A 20,560-nucleotide genomic window follows, 5' to 3' on the forward strand; every position below is an offset into this window, starting at 1 on the left:
AATCTAACGCAATTTCAGAGTTGATAGTCCGATCAAGGCGAGGATAATCGCGATGATCCAGAAGCGAATAACGATGGTGGGTTCAGCCCAGCCTTTTTTCTCGAAGTGATGGTGGATGGGCGCCATGCGGAAGACGCGCTTCCCTGTGAGCTTAAAACTAGCGACTTGCACGATGACCGATACGGCCTCCAAGACAAACAGCCCGCCAATAATTGCCAGCACAATTTCGTGCTTAATCGCGACAGCCGTTGACCCCAATGCGCCGCCCAAAGCCAGTGACCCTGTGTCGCCCATAAACACCATAGCGGGCGGGGCATTATACCAAAGGAAGCCGAGGCTCGCGCCAATGATCGCACCGAGGAAAATACAAATCTCCGCACTGCCCGGCACAAATGGCACACCGAGATAGCCTGAAAACACGGCGTTTCCAACGAGGTAAGCGATGAAAGCGAGACTCATACAGGCGATCATAACAGGCACAATCGCAAGGCCGTCCAATCCGTCCGTGAGGTTCACAGCGTTCGATGCACCAACAATCACGAACATGCCGAAAGGAATAAAGAAAACCCCTAAGTTGAGCGTGAAATCTTTGATAAACGGAATAGCGAGGCCAGTCTGGAAGTTATCTGCGGTTTGCGGGAACGCATTGGTCAGCACCCAGCAGGCGACTGCCGCAATACCGAATTCCAGCACTAATTTAATCTTACCGCTAAAGCCCTTCGGGTTCTGCCGAGAGACTTTTAGATAATCATCATAAAACCCAATCAATCCATAACCCGCCGTGACCAACACGACCGTCCAGAGAAACGGATTGGTGAGGTCTGCCCATAGCAGTGTCGAAATCATGACAGAGAGGAGGATCAATAACCCGCCCATCGTCGGCGTGCCAGCTTTTTGGATAATGTGGCCTTCGGGACCGTCTTCGCGAATTGGCTGCCCCTTCCCCTGTTTGGAGCGTAGCAAATTAATCATGCGCGGGCCGAGAATGAACGCCACCAACATGGATGTCATTAACGCGCCGCCCACCCGAAAGGTGATGTAATTAAATAAATTAAATATCTGAAAATCATCAGCATATCGCGTGAGCCATTCGTAAAGCATTAGGCAGTTTCCCCTGTGAGCGCAGTGACGACTTTCCCCAATCCCATGGAGTTGGACGCCTTGATCAAAACGACATCGCCGTCTTGTAATTCTTGTTTGAGAGCGGACAGCGCTTCGGACCAATCATTGGCCCAGCTGCTGCGCATCGCTTGCGGCAAAGCCCCCTTTAGCGCGCGCATGGTTTCGCCAACTGTGATGACGCGTGCAACGCCTGCTGCTTCGAGTGGTTCGGTGAGACGTGCGTGCATAGCCAACTCATCTGCGCCGAGTTCAAACATATCGCCCAAGACTGCCAGCTTCCGACCCGGCTTGAGCGACAACACATTGATGGCGGCTCGCATAGAGGTTGGGTTGGCGTTATAGCTTTCATCGATGATCGTGATCGATTTACCGTCGACTGTCACAGAATGAACTGCGCCGCGGCCCGCTTCGGCGCGAACAGAACGCAGTGCCATAGCGGCCTTGCGAAGATCGACACCCGCTGCGTGGGCGACTGCCATACAGGCCGCACCGTTTTCAATCCAATGTTCGCCCGGCACTAGCAAAGTGACATCAATCTGCTGCTGATTAATTCGCAGGCGTGTATTGCTGCCGTGTTCGTGGGTCTGCGCAGTGACAATAACAACATCGCAATCATCCGCACGGCCAAAGGTGATGACACGTTTGCCGAGCTGATCTGCGCGCGCTTTAATTTGCGGCGTATAGGCGTTGTCCGCATTGAGGATCAGCACGCCGCCCTCCGTCAAACCTTCCATGATCTCGGACTTTGCATCTGCGATAGCTTCGACATTTTTAAAGTGCGCCAAGTGCGCGGGCGCGACTGTCGTGATCAACGCGATATTAGGTTGAAGCAGAGCGGAGAGATCAGATAATTCGCCTGCATGATTCATACCTGCTTCGAAAATACCGAAACGCGTATCTTCTGACATCCGCGCCATTGTGAGCGGAACGCCCCAATGATTATTATATGATTTCAATGACTTGTGTGTATTTTCGAATTTATAAAACATGACCGCTAGCGCTTCTTTGACGGAGGTTTTCCCGACACTGCCTGTCACGGCAATGCGCAAAGCATCTGAAGCCTCACATCGCGCTCGGCCCATATCCCGAAGTGCTTGGAGTGTGTCGTCAACGCGAATATGCGGGGCATCTGTGGCGATTTCAGAGAGCGTTCCCGCCGCACCATTACTTATGGCGCCCGCGATAAATTCATGGCCATCGCGCACATCTTTGAGCGGCACGAACAAATCGCCTTTCTCCAGTGACCGGCTATCAATCGACACGCCTGTGACGTCAAAGTCAGCAGACGCCTTACCGCCAGTCGCAGTCGCAATCGCCGCCGATGTCCATAGCGGCTTAGTCATGCTTGCCTGCCTTCAAAGCCTTACGGACTTCTTCAACATCGGAAAAGGGTATAATTTGATCGCCAATTATCTGCCCGCGCTCATGCCCCTTGCCTGCCACGACCAGGCAGTCTTGAGGCCCAAGCCGCGCGATACCCTCAGCAATCGCTGCCGCCCGATCGCCAATTTCAGTTGCGTCAGGACAGCCAACTAGAACGGCCTTACGAATACTTGATGCGTCTTCTGTGCGCGGGTTGTCATCCGTCACAATAACCTCATCCGCGAGTTTTGCTGCAACGCGACCCATCTTGGCCCGCTTGTCAGGATCACGATCCCCGCCGCACCCAAAGACAATCACAATCTTGCCCATCGTGTGAGGCCGCACAGAACGTAGCAGTTTGTCCAAACCGTCTTCAGTGTGCGCAAAATCAACAAATATCGGCGCACCGTCTTTCGTCTGCCCTGCCCGCTCCATTCGACCCGCGACACCCGTCAGCGCTTCCAGCCCCGCGAGCGCTTCATCTTTAGAAACACCTGTGACCATCGCCAGCGCGAGGGCCGCCACAGCATTGAGCGCCTGAAACTCTCCCGCCAGCGGCAGTTCAACCGTGTGGCGTTCGCCGTGAATAATCAGTGTCATCATCTGACTGGCGGCGCGCGGCATAAGCTCATCAATGCGAATATCTGCGCCCGACCAGCCGATCTGTGTGACCGTCTGCCCGCGCGCTCTACACATCTCCACCAGTTTCTGTCCGTATTCATCATTCGTATTAATCACAACAGGCGCATTTGCGGGGGTCAGCTCTGTGAATAATCGCGCTTTTGCATTGAAGTAATGCGTCATCGTCGGGTGGTAGTCGAAATGATCTTGCGTCAGATTAGAAAACCCTGCCGCAGTCACTTTTACCGCGTCCAATCGATATTGCATCAAGCCGTGAGAGCTAGCCTCCATGGCGGCGTGGGTCACGCCCTCTTCAGCTAATTCATCGAGGGTTTTGTGCAGCGAGAGTGCATCTGGCGTTGTGTGAGTCAGGGGGCGGTAGCCGCTGGGCGCCTCGATACCAAGCGTCCCGAAACACGCTGCCGACTTCCCAGCATGCGCCCAAATTTGACGCAGAAATTCCACCGTCGAGCTTTTGCCGTTCGTTCCAGTCATAGCCACGATCGTGGCAGGTTGGCGCGAAAAAAGTGTGGCGCAAAGCTTGGCATATTCCAAGCGAGGCTCGTCAGACGTAATGACAGGCACGCTCGCTTCCACTCCAGTGGTCGTGAGGATTGCAACGGCACCTTTTTCAATCGCACTATCGATGAACTTGCGTCCGTCCAACACTGTCCCTGGCAGAGCAGCAAAAATCATGCCCGGCTGAACTTGGCGACTATCGCAAGTCACGCCTGTCACGGGGCTCATATCGTAAATGCCGAAAAGGCTATTGAGTGTGTGTTGCGTGATCACCGCAGCGCCTCCCGCTGTAGACGCCCTGTCTCGCTGTCTATTACGTTGGCAGTCTCGACTATGTCTCGCGCGCCAGGTAGCATCGGGCCGATCCGCGCAATGACTTGGCCCGCCGTCGGGGCCGCGTTCCAGCCCGCCGTCGCATAACCATATGTACCCTCAATCGCTTGCGGCTCGTCGAGCGTCACGATCATGGCGTAGCGGGGATCTGAATGCGGAAAGGCCGCGACAAATGACGTCACCAACCGCTTTTGATCATAGCCGCCATTGGCGGGCTTCTCCGCTGTACCGGTTTTTCCCATCACACCAAAGCCAGGAATATTAGCCTTACGCCCCGTCCCCTCAGTCACAACCTGGCGCATCATATGGCGGAGAGCATCTGACGTCTCTTGTCGAAAGACGCGCTTCGTTTCGACGGGGTTGAGCGCATCGCGGCGCAGAACTGTGGGTGCAACATACAAACCGTCATTGAGCAAAGCGCCGATAGCGGCTGTCAGCGATAGCGGACTAACCGCCAAACCATGTCCATAAGACACAGTCACCGTTGCCATTTCGCCCCAACGCCGCTGCACCTGCGGACGCGCACTTTCAGCTAGCTCAACAGGCACACGATCTAGCAGACCTAGATTGCGTAAGTGCGCTTTCTGGCTGTCTGCACCGATACGTTGCGCCAACATAGCAGTGCCGCGATTAGAGCTTTCCGCCAAGACGCCCGCCATATTCAGCGGCACATCTGAAGGATGATCGTCACGGATATATTTATTTAAAACGCGATAAGGCTTTTGCACAGGAAACAACTCGGTTTGATTAGCAACACCGTCTTCTAGCGCCATCGCCATCGTTAGAGGCTTAAAGACTGAACCCAAGTCATAGGTCGACATTGAGGCGTGATTAAAGCGAGTTTCGGGCGATGTTGCGCCCGGGTTATTCGGGTCGAAATTCGGCACAGATACCAGCGCAATTAACTCGCCCGACTTGATGTCCATAACAACGGCCGCACCAGAGTCCGCGCTAAATTTATCGACGGATTTTTGCAGCTCGTCTGCCACAGCAAATTGCACACGCATGTCAAGGGCGAGCGCGACATCTGGCGCATTGTCGCCCTTGAGGCGATCTTCGAAAGCGCGCTCACTGCCCGCCACACCGATCATGTCAACATCTGTGAAACCAATATAATGACTGGCCAACTGACCGCGCGGATAGACGCGCTTGGGTTCTGAACGGAAATCAAGACCTGGCATGCCTAGCTCAAAAACAGCCTGACGTTCTTTCGGTGTCAAGCCACGCTCCAGCCAGACAAAAGCGCGATCTGTATCCAGTTTCGCCTCCAACTCTCTCACATTTAAGTTCGGACGGATCGCGGCCAGCGATTGAGCGGTTTCTCGCGGGTTCCACACACGGCGCGGCTCGGCATAAAGCGAGTAGGTCGTAAGCGTGGTCGCCAGCAACTCCCCATTACGGTCCGTCATATCCGCACGAACCTTCGTGATCGCTTGCGGTAGAAATTTGCGATGATCTTGCGGCGACAATAAAGCGATTTCAGCGAGGCGCAACAATACAATCCCGAGCATGAACAAGAACGCCACAACGCCGATCCGAATACGGATGCGCCCTTCACTGACAGCCAGAAATTCGTCGTCTTGAACCGTCATACGCCGCGTGTCAGAAAAACTCTGCGGCGCGGCTTGTGGTGCAACATGAACAGGTTGGCGAGATTTATAGGCACGGCGTATCATTGCGCGGCCTCCACATTCTCGCCCTCTGCGACGACCTCGCGCAAAGGAAACAATTCCGAAATATCTGACAAGTCACGCGTTTGCTCTGGCACTATTGGAGCAAGCCCGAGCGCTTTAGCACTTAAGTCAGACAAGCGCTCTGGCCCTGACAGAAAGGCCAACTCAGCCTCCAAAACTTTGATAGCTGCCGTTTCTTGCGCAATAGACCGCTCTAGCTGCCGCACGTCGTTCTTTGCGTTTTGGGCGCGCGTTTTCACATAATAAAGTGACACGGTCATCGCGACCCCGATCGCAAATAACAGAACCCATGACAGGCGTTTGGCCGCGCGGCGCTGATCAACATACCGCACGCTCATAGCCGCGCCTCCAACCCAGCCAGAGTTGGTAGGCGATCATTCGCGGCCATATCGCTCGCCTCCATCGGTGCCGCGTCCGTGCGAACAGCCAAACGTAATTTGGCAGAGCGAGACCTTGCATTGTCAGCGATTTCAGTTTTGCTTGGCTTGGTCACAGATCTCTTCGGCAGATCAAATGTCGGCGCTGAGCCTGTCCGAATAATCTCTGGCGCATAGCGCGACCCTCCCTCAATCTCTCCAGACCGTTCACGGAAAAATTGCTTAACGATGCGATCTTCAAGAGAATGAAACGTCACAACTACCAAACGCCCGCCAGGCTTGAGAATGTTTTCGGCGGCGCAAAGCGCACGATATAACTCCCCCAATTCGTCATTGATGAAAATACGAAGCGCTTGAAAGGCACGAGTGGCGGGATGCGTTTTACCGCGTCGACCAATCGCCCCTTCGATAATATCGGCGAGTTGCGTAGTGGTCGCAATCGCGCCAGCCTCCCGCGCGGTTTGAATATGATTGGCAATATGGCGAGCGCGCTTTTCTTCGCCGTAGGTTTGGAAAATGCGGGTGAGTTCTTCTACGGATAAATGCGCCACCGCGTCTGCGGCTGTCGGGCCAGTTTGCCCCATACGCATATCCAGCGGCCCCTCGCGCATGAATGAAAAACCGCGCTCGGCTTGGTCAAGCTGCATGGAGGAGACACCAATATCGAGCACAACTGCATCAACAGGTGGCAAATCAATCTGGTCCATTTTGGAGAACGGAGTCTCGATTAAGCGGAAACGACCCTCATATTTAGTCGTCAGACTTTCTGCCCGCGGCGCGACATTTGGATCACGATCCAGCCCGATGACATTGCAAACTGCTGCGTTCAAAATAGCCTCACTATAACCGCCATTCCCGAATGTGCCGTCGACGCAGACCTCACCGTCTTGCATCGCAAGAGCGGTCAGGACTTCGGGGAGCATGACGGGATAATGCTTCACTTGAGCCCTCCCGATGGCAAAGACCCGTCTGGCACTGACACTGGGCGAAGACGATGACGATTTTCACGCGCCAACTTTCGGATATTCTCCGTGCGCTCGGCATGCGCTTTAGGCGACCAAATTTCGAACCGACGCCCCAAGCCGACGAATGTCACCTTGCCGTTTAAGCCCGCATATTCATGGAGATCTTTGGGAAGGGAAACGCGGCCACCACTATCGAATGGCAAGCGACGACTTTCAGCAAAAATTGCACGTTGCAACGCGATGCGGCCTTCGTCGTAATAATCAAGAGTTTCGAGGGAGCGCTGATATTCTTTGAGAAGATCGATCCCGCCACCTTCGAGATAGGCCCCGTCAAAGCTGGGCCAGACGATGATACCGTCAAACTCGCTGCCAGCAACGACGGACCGAAAATCCGCAGGCACGGATACCCGCCCCTTCGCATCCAGTGCGTTCGTCGCGCTCGACAAAAACATAGTAGTCCCCTCAAAGTAGCGCCCTTCACTACCCTAATTATGGGATAGCATGGGATTTTATGGGACACAATGCCTATTTATAGGAAATTTACCATAATCTTGCAGGAGGGTATGGCGGAAGTACGGCTGTGGATAACTCTCTATTTTTGTTTAATAACAGTGACTTAACATGGGATTAAGCTTGAGGATGAAATCGGGGATCAAAAATTCGCGTATTGGGACAGCCTGCCCCACTTGAGAATTCATTGATTCAAGATGAAGCCTCTAATCGTGAGCCATCATTGAAATTGGCGACAACACTATTTTTATCAATTTTTGCTAATTTAAAAGCATGGATGTTCTGCTGATACTCTGTTGTATATTTTTGGGTCTCACGATCGGTGGGATGGATTTACTAAGTCGGGTCGAGATACCATTTGGTATAGGTATGGAAACAAACACTGAGACGGTTCTGCTCTGTTTTTTTACCCTACTGGCTATGCCCTGCATTCTTATTGACCCCACGATATTGGGGCAGGAAAGCAAAACCTCTCTTGAGTTCTCTATCGTTCAAAATATTGATTATGAGCGGATGTTTATATTGTTCCTATCGATCATTGTTGGGATGCTGGGGCGCGAGCCATTCTTAGATTGGTTTACCCAAGGCACAGAAGCTAAGCCTCACTATGACAGTCAATCATCACGGCTCTCCCCTGAGAGCTATGAAGAATTTAGTCGCCGCCGACACAAAGAGCGTTGGGACTCAAGTTCATATAGTCGCGATTATGGCAACTCTGACGAATATGAAGGCACGAAGCGCTCTTCACAATCGCGTCAAAAAACTAAGCCGCGCCAAACTCTGTCTGAGCGCGACGTGTCTCTTAAAGCATTGGGACTGGTTGACCCTTCCAGCCGGACAGAGATCAAAGCGGCATACCGCAATCTAGTGAAGCGCTATCACCCCGATAAATTGATGTCTAAAGGCGTATCCGTTCAAGCGCTCAAGATGGCTCAAGAACGAATGAAGCAGATCAATGCCGCTTACGCATATCTGTATAAGTAGTCGCATAAAAGTGTCAGAGGGTCTGTAAGCCGGGTTCTGTTCTCACCAAAGTGAGAGGCGATCATTCATCTTGGACGGTCATTGCTGACAGTCTCTAGCAACCAACCCGGACGACCACGATGTAGCGCGCAGCGTCGTCCCTATTTGGTTTTGCTCCGGATGGGGTTTACCTTGCCGCCGCACTTGCGATTGGCGCGGTGCGCTCTTACCGCACCCTTTCAGCTTTTCCCTCGCGAACGAGGGTAGTTTTCTTTCTGTGGCACTGTCCCTGAACCGACGCGAGTCGATCCGCCGGACGTTATCCGGCATCCTGCATACATGGGAGCCCGGACTTTCCTCGGAGCGTGTGTGTTACCACATATGCCCCGCGATCGCCCGACCCTCTGACACTACGCTTAAAGCGCCTCTAGCCAGCAAATGTCAAAAGAAAGTTCAAAACCAAGACACAAAAAAGCCTCTGACGATGTCAGAGGCTGAAAAGTTAAATTTGTGATTTAGGCGGCGCGCTTCATATCTTGGCGCGTGTATTTGCCTTCCTCAATCATATCAATGATTTTACGGTTGAAGGCTTCCAAATCTTCCGGCGAACGGCTTGTGATGAGGCCATCACTCGTGACAACGTCTTTATCGTGCCAGTTGGCGCCTGCATTCTTTAGGTCGGTCTTAATTGACGCGTATGAGGTGACGTCACGACCTTTGAGAATATCCGCTTCAGCTAATAACCATGGACCATGGCAGATTGCGGCGATGATTTTGTTATTATCATCAAATTCTTTCACCAATTTGACCGCCTCTTTGCTCGTGCGCAATTTGTCGGGATTGGCTAGTCCGCCTGGAATAATGAGCGCGTCATAATCCGATACCTTGGCCTGCTCAAACGTCATGTCTGGCGTGATTGATCGGTCGTCGCCTTCTCCAGCTGAGATGGGGTCCGTATCAAATGAAGCGAGGTGAACTGTTGCACCCTGTTTTGACAATCGGTCATAGGGCGAAAATAGTTCGTCTTTCTGAAAACCGTTTGTTGCAATGAATAGAATGTTTTTATTGTTTAAATTTGTCATAAATTTAACTCCGTAGTTTCTAATGAAACCGCGGCTCCGCATGATCTGCGAAACTATTTTTTATCGCGATGCCCGCGGCAGATAAACTATCTCTAAGCGTGGGCGTCTTACTATATCAATGCACGAACCTCTATATTCGTTCCGAGAAAACAATTATAATTCATAGGCTTGTATGAATTTTAAAAAGTAATCAGCTAACAAGCGCCTTTACGATTTCCATCGTCATAACATCAACAACCCCGTCAACTTGATCTTGGCGATAGCGACGCTGCAGCGCTGTGACAATCGCCGTTGTCCGCGCATCCATAATGCCCGTCACACGCGCCCCGTAGCCGATATGCGCTAGCCCACTTTGCAGGATTGAAACGCCGCGATCCCGCTCGCCGGCCGTGAATAATATCCGTCGATCATCCTCAACCGAGGGATAAGCCCCTAGCCCTGCCGCCGCCAGTCCTGCCCAAGGGAAATGCTCTCCTGGATCATCTTTACGCTCTGGCGCAATATCAGAATGTCCCAGCAGGGTCAGTGAACCATGCCGCGCCATGACCGCCTTTGACAAAGCGATGACAGCATTGATTTGCACATCAGGATAAGGCGGCAGGCTTCCGTCCTCCAGCGGCACATTATGACCACCATTGACGATCTCGATCCCAATGCTTGCAGAATTGATATTCGTTTCGCCCGCCCATTCAGACACGCCCGCATGCCAAGCGCGGTTCTCCTCATCCACGAGTTGAAAAATGCGCCCATCCGTCTCGACCATATAATGCGCACTAACCTTGGCATCAGCATCGCACATGCGAGCCAGGGCCGCCTCCCCGCTTTCCATACCTGTATAGTGCAGGATCAGGAGGCTGATCGGCAGCGTTCGCGCGTCAAAGTTCGGGCTGGGAGTTTGGGTGATTTTCATAGAGGGTATTTTTCTGCCATAAGGCGGAGGCCTTTTTTCATAATATCTCGCAAGACACCCTCGTCGATATCGCTCAGCCGTTTGATGTAAAGGCAAGACTTCCCCATTTTATGCTTGCCGAGCCGAGCCAACTCATCCTCGAAATCTTGATAGCCAGGCATAATGTAGATGGAAATATTCTGCACACGATTAGCAAAACCGAGGCGGAAGAAATCGCCCTCTCGTCCGCTGTCATATTTGTAATGGTAATCACCGAAACCCACGATGCCATTTGCTAATTTGCTGCCCCAAATGCGCGGCTCCCACCCCGATATATCGCGCATCATCTCTAGGATTTTACGGCAGTCAGCTTGGCGGCTCTCTGGAGAAATTTGGTTTAAATAATCCGCGACTTTTAAGTCGTTGGGTTGCGTCTTGTTCGCCATTTAATCCTCCATGACAACGGGCAATGACTGCCTTCGTGCGATAATGTAGACACAGGGCAAGATCAGGGCAGCGCCAAGATAGTAACGCAAATAGATCGTTTCTTTCAAGATGACGACACCCAAGATGCAAGCGAAGACTGTCGTCATGAGCGTGAGCGGCACGACTTGGCTAACCTCGTATCGGCGCACAATATTGAAATACTGACCATGCGCAAAAAGCGTAATAAACACGGCAGCATAGCCTGCTGCCATCAAAAGCGGCCATTTCGAGCTTTGCCAAATCTCAGCATGCCCACTCTCAAAGACAAGTGAAATTGGCCCCGCGAAAATAAAGATCATGACGGCCATCCAAAAGACGTATTGCCGCCAGTCAACATCGCCCACAAACTTCATCAAAACCGACCCCACGGCTAGGGATAGATAGGCGCAGATAATCCACACTAGGCCAATATCAAAGGCCACATCATCTGTCTCGTAAATCATGACGATCACACCAATTAGCGCACCAATGATGGCGAGACCACGCACTTTGCCGATGCGTTCTTTGAGGAACACGATCGATAACAAGGTCGCAAAAGGGATCAGCATTTGCGAGACAATCGATCCGCCTGACGCGGGGGCTGTCTGCAACCCTGTATAGAGAAAGCCCAGATGGATCGGCCCGACACAGGCGCAAACGACCATCATAATGGGCCATCCTTGCGGAAGCTTTCGAAACAGAAACGGAAACATGAAACACAAGACAATGACGCTTCATACAAACGCTAGCATGAATGGCGGCACAGGCGATGACCCTAGTACCCACGCGCTGACGACGAAATTACCGCCCCAAAACAGGCAGCATAGCATAAGAGTGATAAAGTCCAGCGTCCGCATGTAGGGGGCATATCAACCCCCTTTCCGCATGCAAGGAAAAACAATGTGGGTGAGCGCAGAGGCCTATTTCCGCAAACTTGGCAAAGTCGTGGCCGATGCTTCTTGGCGGCGCTCTTGTTGGCGTCGCTCTTGTGGCACGCCGCGTGTTCTATAATTCGCCCATTTGGATACATTTTCCTCTGTATGCGACTTGCGATCACCGCAAAGCTTGATGAATTCAGATGTCTTATCCAATACTTTGAAGAAATCGCGTTCCGATAACTTTGATTCCGCCTGAATTTCGTCAAGTTTTTGAATGGCGTCCATGTAAATCGCTTGGGCCTTCTTCTCGTTCTTTAGCTCTTTTTGTTTTTCCGCAATACTGAGCTTGATCGAGACAATATCGCCTGTGATGGCAAATTGTTTAGGCGAGAAAGTAGTGGACGCCTGCTTTGTCAAACATGCACACCCTTTATCATCGCTAGCACCGCCGCTAAAATGAATGTCGTGAATAGTCAGACCACTACGGCATGTATTAAAGACTGCCTCTTCTGCCTCGGAGATGTTATAATCCTGCATCGCTGACGCTTTGCTTTTGGCCGACATATAAATAAATGTTGGTGCCGCGACGGCGAAAATGATCACTTTTGTGAAAAAATTACCCATGAAATCCCCCAATTCGGGGAATGTGATAAGCGCTTGACTAAAATATTTCGCTAAAGTTTGAGGTCAATGAAGCGTAAACATTCACGCATTAAGCTAGTCGTCGACAGACCAACCATCTGGCGTGCGGTGAGCGTCGATAATGGGAGCCGTCACCATTTTCACGCGGACCATTTTGTTCCATGTTCAGATCCATGCCGTGAAATTGCGCTTCCATATCGCGCCGCGCTGCTTCAAATTGTGCCTTAGGGCCGAAAGGTCGCCCTAAAATTTTAGCGCGCACCCAAAATACGCAAAATGCTAAAAAGCCCAACAAAGCGATGCCCGCGACGGCGAACAACGCGAAAGCGGCAGAAAAGGCCAGCATGAAAATGCCGCCGACTGCCGCGACAGCAAGAAAAAATACGCGCGTGAGCTGACCCAAAAGGCCGCCACGATTGCCAGGAAGTCGATATGTATTACTCATAAAGCCAATGTCGGGATTAAAGCCCGCGGCGTCAAGAGCTTCTGTATGTCAAATCGGTCACATTCATTTGAGCGATAACGGCGCCCTCGCCTTCGCTCTTTGCGCGCAAATTTCAGCGTAAGCCCGATTAATCATTGCCATTTTATGGTTTGCGAGCCCTGCGAGTTCCGCCGGCAAGCCCCGCGCCATCAAACGGTCGGGATGATTGGCCGCAGCTTGGCGGTGATAAGCACGGCGCAAATCCGCGTCTGAAATGTCCTCATCTACGCCGAGAATCAAATAGGGATCAGTGGACGCCTGCCCTGTGTGAGTCGCGCGGATGCGCTCAAATTCTCGCTCTGAAAAGCCAAAAATATCACTGACCGTCAGCAGAAATGTCGCTTCGTCATCTGTGACGATGCCGTCAGCCAGCGCGATATGAAACAGCCCGTCCAGCACGTCTTCCAAGACAGCAGGTTGCGCGCGATACCGCTTAGCAACCACACGGGCATAATGCTCGTAACCGCGTGTTGTCTGCCGCGCGAGATCAAAGAACCGCCCGACAGCGGCCTCTGTTTGCGCGTCAGGACGGAAGACTTGCTTAAACGCGGCAACGTCTTCTTGGCGCACTTGCCCGTCCGCTTTGGCCATTTTCGCCCCCAGCGCAACCAGCGCTGCGACCAGACCGGCTTGTTCGATGGGGCCAGCCTCACCGTTCGGATCGGGGCGCATTGGCGGGCCAAATAACCGCGCCCCCGCCCCCATTAGCGATTGCCAAAAATTCATAACCCGCGACTAGACCGAAACAACCGTTCAGATCAATTATTCATATCGACCAAATGGCCAAGTTATACGGAGCCTAGTTATGACGTCGATGTGTGATCGCTCACGATCAGCCAATCATCCCCAGCCTTTCGCATCACCAGTGTAAATAACCCCGTAGGCGCATCCTCCGCCCGTGTCAGGGTGAAGCGTCCAAAAACAACAGCCGCGGTGGGCGAGATAACGCTGACTTCACGGTCTGAAAACGATAACTGACCCATCGTTGCACGGTCGGGATAGCCGCTTTGATAGCGCTCCATCGTCGTGACCCAACCGCGCGTGACGCGATCATTGCTCGCAAATCGCAGCTTCGGACTCTTTATGTAGTCCTGCATGAACCCCTCAATATCCCCAGAATTCCACGCCGCGACTTGACCATCCATTGTCGCGATGATCTCCGTTTCCAGTTTATCGGCATCAAAGGAAGGGACCTCTGCCCTGAAATTTCCAGCCAAATACCCGATCACAGCACCGAGCAATAAGCCCAACACCATAAAAATAATAAGATTACGAGGTGAACGCATAGAAAGAGCCTTTTAAAATAATTTGAGCATTGCACTTAAATACAAATTCCGAGCCGTAGCGCAAAGCTTGTAAAATGGCCAGTCACAGCTTTTGAACGCAAGTGATTCGGTTGAGGTCGGCGAAATTATGAAAAAAAATGACAATTTGGCCTAAAATGACAAGATTGGAGCGTCAAAAGCGTCAAGCCTACACGTTTAAAGGTTGCTAACACACTCATGCGGGGCATCGGGGGCTAGGAAAATTTCCTTAAGCTAGGCCGAATTAAGGACTGGAAAGCGGGGCGCTTCCGGTCCTTTTTTGTTGTCAAAACACAATCTACGCAGCGACCGATACATCGCGGTGGTGCAGGCCTAAGACCCGGCTGACTGCGATTGGTAATTCCGCTTTATTAAGTGTGTAAAGATGAAACTCTCTCACGCCGCGCGCGCGCAACTCTGCCGTCAATTCAGACGCCAATGTCGCCGTGAGTAGCTGCCGTGTCGAGGCATCATTGTCTGTACCCTCAAATAATTCCGCATACCAGTCAGGGACAGCTACACCGCACATATCCGCCATACGCTTTAACCCGTGAAAGTTAGGCTGTAGCATAATGCCAGGCACAATCGGGATCGTAATGCCCGCATCCAGCGCGCGGTCTTGAAAGTCGCAAAACGTGTCGGATGAGAAGAAAAATTGCGTGATAGCACGGGAGGCACCAGCATCAACCTTACGCTTGAGATTGTCCAATTCGACATCCCAGCTCGCACTCTCTGGATGACGTTCGGGATAGGCACTCACGGAAATTTCGAAGTCAGCGACCTTTTTTAAGCCCGCTACCAAGTCAGAGCTATAAGCATAGCCCCCAGAGGTTGGGCGATAGGCTTCTCCAATTCCATCAGGCGAGTCGCCACGCAAAGCGACGATGTGGCGAACACCCGCTGCCCAGAACCCGCGAGCGACCTCGTCAATTTCGTCCTGCGTTGCATTAACACACGTCAAATGCGCAGCGGGTGCGAGTGGTGTTTCTTTGACAATCCGCGCAACGGTCGCGTGTGTCGGCTCTTGTGTTGTGCCGCCTGCCCCATAAGTGACCGACACAAAATCGGGATTGAGCCCTTTAAGGCGCTGGATGGTTGACCATAATTGCTTTTCCATTTTGGGGGTCTTGGGTGGGAAAAACTCGAAACTCACCCGAACGTCAGACGCAGCTTTGGAGGTTAGACCAGCGGCCGCATTTGCAATTACCCCTGTTGGAAGCGTGATCACAGGCTTTCTAATGGGCGAAATCATGCGATATTCCGATCATTCTGAGATGCTGTTTTGATGCCTTTCCAGATTTTGACCGCAGGGATGTTCGCTCCGCGCGACTCAATCGTTTTAACACCATCCAGCGTTAGGCCCGCTTCTTCAAATAACTGCGCAATTTCGGAGTCAGAGAAACCCAGCCGCCGATGGGCATAATTGGCGCGGAAACTCTCTTCTTGATGCGCTGTAAAATCAATAATGAGCATCGCGCCGTTGTCGTCCAACAGACGTGCGGCCTCATGCACAGCCTCTTGCGGATCGTCCAGATAGTGTAAAACTTGATGCATCGTAACCAGATTGGCCGAATGTGCCGCAATGGGCGTGGCATGCAGATCCCCTTGACGCACTTGCAAATGCCGCGTTTCATCCGACAGCAAAGCATGACGCGCAATTTTCAACATATCAGAGCTGCTATCAACACCCACGCCGCGCGCAACACGGTCAGCGAACAGTTCGAGCATGCGCCCCGTGCCAGTGCCGAGGTCAACGATCAACTCAAATGGCCCCTCGCCTGCGGCATTTAAAATGGCGCGCTCTATGTCGGCTTGCGGCAAATATTCATTGCCGAGCTGACTGCGGTCATTGGCGACCTCAGCGAAAAAGGCTTCCGCCAGTTTTGAGCGCTCTTGACGCACATCTTCTAGTCGTTTGCGATCTGCGGCTAGGGTCGGATCATCCTGCGGTAGCGTCGCCAGCGTTGTCGCGACCAGCGCGGATAAGGCGACATTATTGCGGCGCAATCGAGAAAAGACCCAACTGCCCTCCCGCAAGCGCTCGATTAATCCTGCACCTTCTAAGGATTTGATGTATTGTGTCACGCGTGGCTGCGATAGGCCAAGTATCTGAACAAGCTCACTCACGGTAAGCTCACCCTGACTGAGTAGCGCTAATATACGGAGGCGATCCGTGTGGCCGAGTGTTTTAAGCGCGAGTGCAAACTGTTCCATGCACCCTGCATAGCAGGTTCTTAAAATAAGTATATAAAAAAATGCTTATATTGTTATTTAACAGAATTCTGCGGCACGAAGTTCGCCAATAATCGGAGATATTCTACCTGATAACTATTGCTATTTTCAGTCACTTCCCAACTATTGATCGGCCAACCATCATTGAAATCAGCATAAGACTTAGCGGGAGGTTGGTTGGCAGGCGGGCTCGCAATCGGGCGCCGACAGAGGGCGTTACCGTAATCTCCGCATGTGCCAGACGCACAACAGGCATCACGGGCGTAGCTATCATTTGGCCCGCCCACAAGGAAACCCGGTGCCGGGCCGTAGGTCGATGACCTCACACTATCATAGTCAGAAGAACCGTCTTTAAACCATGCGTGGTAAAAACTATCGACGGAATTTTCGGCGCCAAAGCTGCCCATATTCGACAGATAAGTTTTGGCATTGGGGTTTACGCCGTGAAGATAATTGACATATCCCAGCGCTGCAGCGACCAAAGGCTCCTGATTGCGAGCCGTGGTTCCCATGCGTAAAGCCTGCGTATAGACCAGCCCGCGCCGCGCCTTAGTCGCATTACTCCCCCACCAATACCCATCAACGTAAGACCGATAAGCGTCTTGATTTTGAGTATGAGCAGGTAGGCCATTATGAGGCTTATACGATATTACGCGAGTAGTCATGCATCACTCGCCGCGCGAATTGCGCTGTCGGTTTGGCGTCTCGCACAAACGCAAGCATATCGAAGGCCATACTGCCCTCAAACCCATTTGGCGTATCTGCCGCCATCGGCCTGACGTCATTATAGAGCGCTTCGACTATTGAGGCAAAGTGAGCGTCTGAAGTCATCACCGCCATGCGCGATGCCGCAATAAGTTTCTTTTTGGCAAGACGGTCAGTTTCCACCTCTTGTTGCCCTGCCCCAATATCGATCGAGCCATTGGCTTCGGTATTGTTGTAGAACTTCACATTCGGGTTCGTCTCTGCCCACTTCCAAGCCCTCATCGCTCGGCTGCGATAGGTTTTAGTCCTGTTCACTCTAGCGCGGGTCAGAACGTGGTCTGCAAGAGCGAATGTGCCTGCTGCTGTATAACTTGCAGCAGTCGTTGCAGGGCCATACAGGCTTGGCCCCTTGGCAGATGACGGCGGCGAAGCCTCTGCGCGATCCAGAATTGACAACATAGAGCCGTCTTCGTTTTGCATCCGCGCGAGCCAATCCAGCCCCCACATCGCCTCGTCCAAGACATCGGGGATGCCGTTGCCGCTCTCAGGAATTCCGAAATCATCGCCCCATGCGCTGGGATTATCTGCATACATCGATAGCAGCGCTGCGACATATTCCGCTGTCCAAATCGTATATTGGCTATAATCCCCCGCATCATACCAGCCGCCGTGCAAGTCCCGCTCCGTATTGCGGTCATTCGGGCGATTGTAAAGGCGGGCGCGCTTATCCTGCATATGACTCGCCGCGTCCGCATAACCCCTGCCCGCATAGCCCCTGCCCGCGTATTTAGGGCGTTTTTCAAAGCCTGCGCGTTGCAGATAGAACGTCCGAAATGCGGCTTTAAACGCAGGTAAATACACGTCATCTGCTATGCGAAAGGCATAGCTCTGCGCGCCTGTGTCCATATCTTTGATAACGAAATCACCACTTGCTGTGACTGCAGAGAAATCAAACCACCAGACTTTATCGCCAGAATCTCGGTCCGTCTTGCCGCCATTCCAAGCCCTTGGTGCGCCCTCAAATACGAGCTTCCCTGTGCTTTGTTCAAACACGCCAAAGCGCTTGCCAGGGGTGGATTTGCGGCGGGAATCGTAGCCTTTGACGGGTTGCTTGATCACCGCCACTTTTTCGGCTCGCGGCAAATAGCCGAATTGATCCACGAGTATAAGCGGTGTTGCAGTCGTGTCACTCTGAGCCGATGCTTTCGCACTCGGCTGACACGCCAGCAAGCCTAGTAACAAAAGACATAAAAAAAGACGCATCATCATGCGTCTTTCTATGCAGATTTCAGGCCATGCCGCAAATACACATGCCTACCGATCAAACTTCACGAATTTCAACTTCTTCGGCATATCAGCATCAGGACCGAGACGGCGTTTCTTGTCTTCGATATATTCTTGGAAGTTGCCCTCAAACCATTCCACATGGCTATCGCCTTCATAGGCCAAGATGTGCGTCGCAACACGGTCGAGGAAAAAGCGATCATGGGAGATTACCACGGCACAACCTGGGAATTTCTCCAAAGCCACTTCGAGTGACGCCAGTGTCTCGCGGTCCAGATCATTGGTCGGTTCATCGAGGAGAAGCAGGTTCGCAGGCTTTGTCAGCATCTTGGCGAGGTTCACACGATTGCGCTCACCACCCGATAGCTGCCCAACATTTTTCTGCTGGTCCGTGCCTTTAAAATTGAACGCTCCGACATAGGCGCGGGAGGGCACTTCCCGTTTGCCCATTTGAATGATGTCCAGCCCGTCAGAGATAGCTTCCCAGATGTTCTTGGAGTTATCCAGCGCGTCACGGTTCTGATCGACATAACCAAGTTCAACCGTTTCGCCGACTTTGAACGTGCCTTCATCGGGCTGCTCATCACCTGTAATCATCTTAAATAAAGTCGTCTTACCCGCACCGTTGGGGCCAATAACACCGACAATACCACCGCGCGGTAGTTTGAAAGATAGGTCTTTAATCAATAACTTATCGCCAAAACCTTTACTAACATTATTGCACTCCACAACGACGCCGCCCAGACGCTCACCCATCGGGATGCGGATGTCAGCATGTGAGACGACTTCTTTATCGGCTTCATCGCGTAAGTTTTCGTAGGCGCTAATCCGAGCCTTGGATTTCGTCTGGCGCGCTTTGGGGTTAGAGCGGATCCACTCTAACTCTTTCTTCAAAGCTTTCGTTTTAGAGTCAGATTCTCGGCCCTCTTGCTCCATACGCTTGGCTTTCGCGCCCAGCCATGATGAGTAATTACCCTCATGCGGATAGGTCCGCCCACGATCCACTTCGAGCGTCCAATTTGTGATATTGTCGAGGAAGTAACGGTCATGGGTAATCAGGATGATCGCGCCATTATATTTGACTAGATAATTCTCTAGCCAAGACACAGTCTCCGCGTCCAAATGGTTGGTCGGTTCATCGAGCAGGAGCAAGTCTGGTTTGGACAGCAAGAGTTGACACAACGCCACGCGCCGCGCCTCGCCGCCGGACAGATTATCAACAGGGCTGTCTTTGGGCGGGCAACGCAAGGCCTGCATCGCCATTTCGATCTTGCTATCAATGTCCCATGCATCACGGCCATCGACTTGCTCTTGGAGCTTCGTCATCTCTTCCATAAGTTCGTCTGTGTATTCTTCAGCCATTTTCATGGCGACAGCGTTATAGGCGTCAAAAATCTGCTTATCTTCGCAGCCCGAAATCACATTGCCCCAGACATCTTTGGATTTATCAAGTCGCGGTTCCTGCGGGAGGTAGCCCACTTTGGTGCCTTCGACCGCCCAATGCTCACCCGTCACTTCGGTGTCTACACCTGCCATGACTTTCATCAAAGTCGATTTACCCGCGCCGTTCACGCCGATCAGGCCGATTTTGGCGTCGGGATAAAAGGACAGGTGGACGTTATCGAGAATAGTCTTGTTACCGAATTTCTTCGTCAGACCTTGCATATGATAGCAGAATTGGCGAGCCATTTGGGCGCTCCGAAAGTAAGGGTGATGGGTTGACTTATTTCAGGGCGCGATATGCGGTGCGAGCGGGCAATATGCAAGCCCGAAGCGCGAGATTTTAGCAGGGAGACTTACTTGCGCGGGATCGCAATCGGCACGCAAGGACCGCCATTATACCCTGGAATTTCACCTGGTGGGCAAGAGATGGGCGGCGGCGGCATGTAAACCGGTGGCTCTGGTTCAGGCGCAGGCGGAATATAGACGGGCGGTTCTGGTGCAGGTGGCACGTAAACGGGCGGTTCTGGCTCTGGCATTGGTTCTGGCACAGTCACGACAGGCGGGGGTGGCGGCGCGGGGGGCAAGCAATCGGCTGTCTGGCAGATCGTTTGCTGCTTATAGGTCACGGACGGGATCGCATACAATTCGGTTACGTAACCACATGGCTGCATTGTGACGCCACACGG

General features: G+C 52.4%; 22 protein-coding genes and 1 other RNA gene. 1 reads left to right on the top strand and 22 read right to left on the bottom strand.

Annotated elements, in window-relative coordinates; translation table 11 throughout:
• Positions 1–3 precede the first annotated feature (3 nt).
• The 7 genes from mraY to AB8615_RS06975 are packed head-to-tail and all read right to left on the bottom strand — an operon-like array spanning position 4 to position 7,445.
• Positions 4–1,101, bottom strand: coding sequence for a phospho-N-acetylmuramoyl-pentapeptide-transferase (gene mraY / locus AB8615_RS06945; protein WP_409431896.1), 1,098 nt, complete (start codon positions 1,099–1,101; stop codon positions 4–6).
• A complete protein-coding gene (locus tag AB8615_RS06950; protein ID WP_409431897.1) occupies positions 1,101–2,465 on the bottom strand; it encodes a UDP-N-acetylmuramoyl-tripeptide--D-alanyl-D-alanine ligase in 1,365 nt (454 codons plus the stop codon). The genes mraY and AB8615_RS06950 overlap by 1 nt, the downstream gene beginning before the upstream one ends.
• Positions 2,458–3,897, bottom strand: coding sequence for a UDP-N-acetylmuramoyl-L-alanyl-D-glutamate--2,6-diaminopimelate ligase (locus AB8615_RS06955; RefSeq protein ID WP_409431898.1), 1,440 nt, complete (start codon positions 3,895–3,897; stop codon positions 2,458–2,460). The genes AB8615_RS06950 and AB8615_RS06955 overlap by 8 nt, the downstream gene beginning before the upstream one ends.
• On the bottom strand, positions 3,894–5,633 hold the full coding sequence (locus AB8615_RS06960; protein WP_409431899.1) for a peptidoglycan D,D-transpeptidase FtsI family protein: 1,740 nt from the start codon (positions 5,631–5,633) through the stop codon (positions 3,894–3,896). Before AB8615_RS06960 ends, AB8615_RS06955 begins: the two co-directional genes overlap by 4 nt.
• The gene (ftsL, locus tag AB8615_RS06965) at positions 5,630–5,989 is read right to left on the bottom strand and encodes a cell division protein FtsL (RefSeq protein WP_409431900.1); all 360 of its coding nucleotides are present in this window, start codon (positions 5,987–5,989) and stop codon (positions 5,630–5,632) included. The genes AB8615_RS06960 and ftsL overlap by 4 nt, the downstream gene beginning before the upstream one ends.
• Positions 5,986–6,969 carry a 16S rRNA (cytosine(1402)-N(4))-methyltransferase RsmH gene (gene rsmH / locus AB8615_RS06970; RefSeq protein ID WP_418151980.1) on the bottom strand — a complete coding sequence of 328 codons (984 nt, stop codon included), beginning with the start codon at positions 6,967–6,969 and terminating at the stop codon, positions 5,986–5,988. The genes ftsL and rsmH overlap by 4 nt, the downstream gene beginning before the upstream one ends.
• Complete coding sequence (locus AB8615_RS06975) at positions 6,966–7,445, bottom strand: division/cell wall cluster transcriptional repressor MraZ (protein WP_409431902.1); 480 nt, start codon at positions 7,443–7,445, stop codon at positions 6,966–6,968. Before AB8615_RS06975 ends, rsmH begins: the two co-directional genes overlap by 4 nt.
• A gap of 427 nt (positions 7,446–7,872) precedes the next feature.
• Here AB8615_RS06975 and AB8615_RS06980 point away from each other — a divergent pair, with 427 nt between their 5' ends.
• Positions 7,873–8,487, top strand: coding sequence for a DnaJ domain-containing protein (locus AB8615_RS06980; protein WP_418151982.1), 615 nt, complete (start codon positions 7,873–7,875; stop codon positions 8,485–8,487).
• A gap of 9 nt (positions 8,488–8,496) precedes the next feature.
• Here AB8615_RS06980 and rnpB read toward each other — a convergent pair.
• The 15 genes from rnpB to AB8615_RS07055 form a co-directional block, all read right to left on the bottom strand.
• An RNA gene (gene rnpB / locus AB8615_RS06985) (RNase P RNA component class A) lies at positions 8,497–8,874 on the bottom strand.
• 107 nt (positions 8,875–8,981) lie between these two features.
• Positions 8,982–9,548: a type 1 glutamine amidotransferase domain-containing protein gene (locus AB8615_RS06990; RefSeq protein WP_409431904.1), complete on the bottom strand. Its 567-nt coding sequence runs from the start codon at positions 9,546–9,548 to the stop codon at positions 8,982–8,984.
• A 190-nt stretch (positions 9,549–9,738) separates the two neighbouring features.
• Positions 9,739–10,458: an N-acetylmuramoyl-L-alanine amidase gene (locus tag AB8615_RS06995; RefSeq protein WP_409431905.1), complete on the bottom strand. Its 720-nt coding sequence runs from the start codon at positions 10,456–10,458 to the stop codon at positions 9,739–9,741.
• Entirely contained in the window at positions 10,455–10,883 is a 429-nt protein-coding gene (locus AB8615_RS07000) for a DUF1801 domain-containing protein (protein ID WP_409431906.1), read from the bottom strand. The genes AB8615_RS06995 and AB8615_RS07000 overlap by 4 nt, the downstream gene beginning before the upstream one ends.
• Positions 10,884–11,624: a DMT family transporter gene (locus AB8615_RS07005; RefSeq protein WP_418151984.1), complete on the bottom strand. Its 741-nt coding sequence runs from the start codon at positions 11,622–11,624 to the stop codon at positions 10,884–10,886. It abuts the gene before it with no gap.
• A 198-nt stretch (positions 11,625–11,822) separates the two neighbouring features.
• Complete coding sequence (locus tag AB8615_RS07010; RefSeq protein WP_409431908.1) at positions 11,823–12,404, bottom strand: hypothetical protein; 582 nt, start codon at positions 12,402–12,404, stop codon at positions 11,823–11,825.
• Between the two features lie 88 nt (positions 12,405–12,492).
• The gene (locus tag AB8615_RS07015) at positions 12,493–12,867 is read right to left on the bottom strand and encodes a hypothetical protein (RefSeq protein ID WP_418151986.1); all 375 of its coding nucleotides are present in this window, start codon (positions 12,865–12,867) and stop codon (positions 12,493–12,495) included.
• A 63-nt stretch (positions 12,868–12,930) separates the two neighbouring features.
• Positions 12,931–13,632, bottom strand: a complete 702-nt coding sequence (locus AB8615_RS07020; protein WP_409431910.1) for a TerB family tellurite resistance protein — start codon at positions 13,630–13,632, stop codon at positions 12,931–12,933.
• Positions 13,633–13,709: 77 nt separating this feature from the next.
• Positions 13,710–14,192, bottom strand: a complete 483-nt coding sequence (locus AB8615_RS07025) for a YybH family protein (protein ID WP_409431911.1) — start codon at positions 14,190–14,192, stop codon at positions 13,710–13,712.
• Between the two features lie 316 nt (positions 14,193–14,508).
• Complete coding sequence (gene metF / locus AB8615_RS07030; RefSeq protein ID WP_409431912.1) at positions 14,509–15,462, bottom strand: methylenetetrahydrofolate reductase [NAD(P)H]; 954 nt, start codon at positions 15,460–15,462, stop codon at positions 14,509–14,511.
• Positions 15,459–16,424 (bottom strand): ArsR/SmtB family transcription factor, encoded by a 966-nt coding sequence (locus tag AB8615_RS07035; RefSeq protein ID WP_409431913.1) that lies wholly within the window; start codon positions 16,422–16,424, stop codon positions 15,459–15,461. The genes metF and AB8615_RS07035 overlap by 4 nt, the downstream gene beginning before the upstream one ends.
• A 53-nt stretch (positions 16,425–16,477) precedes the next feature.
• Positions 16,478–17,107 carry a glycoside hydrolase family 9 protein gene (locus AB8615_RS07040; RefSeq protein WP_418151990.1) on the bottom strand — a complete coding sequence of 210 codons (630 nt, stop codon included), beginning with the start codon at positions 17,105–17,107 and terminating at the stop codon, positions 16,478–16,480.
• Positions 17,082–18,416, bottom strand: coding sequence for a glycoside hydrolase family 9 protein (locus AB8615_RS07045; protein WP_418151992.1), 1,335 nt, complete (start codon positions 18,414–18,416; stop codon positions 17,082–17,084). The genes AB8615_RS07040 and AB8615_RS07045 overlap by 26 nt, the downstream gene beginning before the upstream one ends.
• Positions 18,417–18,461: 45 nt before the next feature.
• Positions 18,462–20,120: an energy-dependent translational throttle protein EttA gene (gene ettA / locus AB8615_RS07050; protein WP_418151994.1), complete on the bottom strand. Its 1,659-nt coding sequence runs from the start codon at positions 20,118–20,120 to the stop codon at positions 18,462–18,464.
• Positions 20,121–20,227: 107 nt separating this feature from the next.
• A complete protein-coding gene (locus AB8615_RS07055) occupies positions 20,228–20,545 on the bottom strand; it encodes a hypothetical protein (RefSeq protein ID WP_418151996.1) in 318 nt (105 codons plus the stop codon).
• Positions 20,546–20,560 lie beyond the last annotated feature (15 nt).

Source organism: Litorimonas sp. RW-G-Af-16 (genome assembly GCF_048319245.1).
Lineage (GTDB): Bacteria > Pseudomonadota > Alphaproteobacteria > Caulobacterales > Maricaulaceae > Litorimonas.

Excerpts from the sequence above, each read along its gene's own strand:
- mraY (WP_409431896.1), bottom strand. The coding sequence starts at position 1,101 with ATGCTTTACGAATGGCTCACGCGATATGCTGATGATTTTCAGATATTT.
- AB8615_RS06950 (WP_409431897.1), bottom strand. The coding sequence starts at position 2,465 with ATGACTAAGCCGCTATGGACATCGGCGGCGATTGCGACTGCGACTGGC.
- AB8615_RS06960 (WP_409431899.1), bottom strand. The coding sequence starts at position 5,633 with ATGATACGCCGTGCCTATAAATCTCGCCAACCTGTTCATGTTGCACCA.
- ftsL (WP_409431900.1), bottom strand. The coding sequence starts at position 5,989 with ATGAGCGTGCGGTATGTTGATCAGCGCCGCGCGGCCAAACGCCTGTCA.
- AB8615_RS06975 (WP_409431902.1), bottom strand. The coding sequence starts at position 7,445 with ATGTTTTTGTCGAGCGCGACGAACGCACTGGATGCGAAGGGGCGGGTA.
- AB8615_RS06980 (WP_418151982.1), top strand. The coding sequence starts at position 7,873 with ATGGAAACAAACACTGAGACGGTTCTGCTCTGTTTTTTTACCCTACTG.
- AB8615_RS06990 (WP_409431904.1), bottom strand. The coding sequence starts at position 9,548 with ATGACAAATTTAAACAATAAAAACATTCTATTCATTGCAACAAACGGT.
- AB8615_RS06995 (WP_409431905.1), bottom strand. The coding sequence starts at position 10,458 with ATGAAAATCACCCAAACTCCCAGCCCGAACTTTGACGCGCGAACGCTG.
- AB8615_RS07000 (WP_409431906.1), bottom strand. The coding sequence starts at position 10,883 with ATGGCGAACAAGACGCAACCCAACGACTTAAAAGTCGCGGATTATTTA.
- AB8615_RS07010 (WP_409431908.1), bottom strand. The coding sequence starts at position 12,404 with ATGGGTAATTTTTTCACAAAAGTGATCATTTTCGCCGTCGCGGCACCA.
- AB8615_RS07015 (WP_418151986.1), bottom strand. The coding sequence starts at position 12,867 with ATGAGTAATACATATCGACTTCCTGGCAATCGTGGCGGCCTTTTGGGT.
- AB8615_RS07020 (WP_409431910.1), bottom strand. The coding sequence starts at position 13,632 with ATGAATTTTTGGCAATCGCTAATGGGGGCGGGGGCGCGGTTATTTGGC.
- AB8615_RS07025 (WP_409431911.1), bottom strand. The coding sequence starts at position 14,192 with ATGCGTTCACCTCGTAATCTTATTATTTTTATGGTGTTGGGCTTATTG.
- metF (WP_409431912.1), bottom strand. The coding sequence starts at position 15,462 with ATGATTTCGCCCATTAGAAAGCCTGTGATCACGCTTCCAACAGGGGTA.
- AB8615_RS07035 (WP_409431913.1), bottom strand. The coding sequence starts at position 16,424 with ATGGAACAGTTTGCACTCGCGCTTAAAACACTCGGCCACACGGATCGC.
- AB8615_RS07040 (WP_418151990.1), bottom strand. The coding sequence starts at position 17,107 with ATGACTACTCGCGTAATATCGTATAAGCCTCATAATGGCCTACCTGCT.
- AB8615_RS07045 (WP_418151992.1), bottom strand. The coding sequence starts at position 18,416 with ATGATGATGCGTCTTTTTTTATGTCTTTTGTTACTAGGCTTGCTGGCG.
- ettA (WP_418151994.1), bottom strand. The coding sequence starts at position 20,120 with ATGGCTCGCCAATTCTGCTATCATATGCAAGGTCTGACGAAGAAATTC.
- AB8615_RS07055 (WP_418151996.1), bottom strand. The coding sequence starts at position 20,545 with ATGCAGCCATGTGGTTACGTAACCGAATTGTATGCGATCCCGTCCGTG.